Below are 946 nucleotides of genomic sequence, written 5' to 3'. Positions count from 1 at the left end.
TACGGAGGAGCTATTTCCTGGGACCGCTTCGCCGCCCGACCAATCCGATAAGGTCGAACGACACACGCAATCCGTCACTACCTCCAGGCCCACGAATATTGACGTGGTTCCCATCGACTACGCCTTTCGGCCTCGCCTTAGGGGCCGGCTAACCCTGCTCAGATTAACTTTAAGCAGGAACCCTTGGACTTTCGGCGAGCGGGTCTCTCACCCGCTTTATCGTTACTCATGTCAGCATTCGCACTTCCGATACCTCCACCGGTCCTCACGGATCCGGCTTCATCAGCCTACGGAACGCTCCGCTACCGCTTGCATTGCTGCAAACCCGAAGCTTCGGTGCATGGCTTTAGCCCCGTTACATTTTCGGCGCAAAGACCCTTATTTAGACCAGTGAGCTGTTACGCTTTCTTTAAATGATGGCTGCTTCTAAGCCAACATCCTGGTTGTTTTGGGATCCTCACATCCTTTCCCACTTAGCCATGACTTGGGGACCTTAGCTGTCGGTCAGGGTTGTTTCCCTCTTCACGACGGACGTTAGCACCCGCCGTGTGTCTGCCGACTAGTACTCCCGGGTATTCGGAGTTTGGTTAGGTTTGGTAAATCGGTGAGATCCCCTAGCCCATCCAGTGCTCTACCCCCCGGGGTATTCGGTCGACGCTCTACCTAAATAGATTTCGCGGAGAACCAGCTATCTCCGAGTTTGATTGGCCTTTCACCCCTAGCCACAAGTCATCCCGATCTATTGCAACAGATATGGGTTCGGTCCTCCAGTACGTGTTACCGTACCTTCAACCTGCTCATGGCTAGATCACTCGGTTTCGGGTCTAATGCGACGAACTGAACGCCCTGTTCAGACTCGGTTTCCCTGCGCCTCCACCTACCGGCTTAAGCTTGCTCGTCACACTAAGTCGCTGACCCATTATACAAAAGGTACGTGGTCACCATT

1 rRNA gene is annotated in these 946 nt (G+C 53.8%); it reads right to left on the bottom strand.

Features of this window, described 5'->3' with window-relative positions:
- Positions 1-946 (bottom strand): 23S ribosomal RNA (locus tag N1F91_RS30950); the annotation flags it as partial.

Origin of the sequence: Aquibium sp. ELW1220 (genome assembly GCF_030398385.1) — a bacterium.
In the GTDB taxonomy this organism is placed as follows: domain Bacteria; phylum Pseudomonadota; class Alphaproteobacteria; order Rhizobiales; family Rhizobiaceae; genus Aquibium.
Note: the sequence above shows the minus strand (reverse complement) of the source record. Positions and strands in the feature narration are given on the sequence as shown.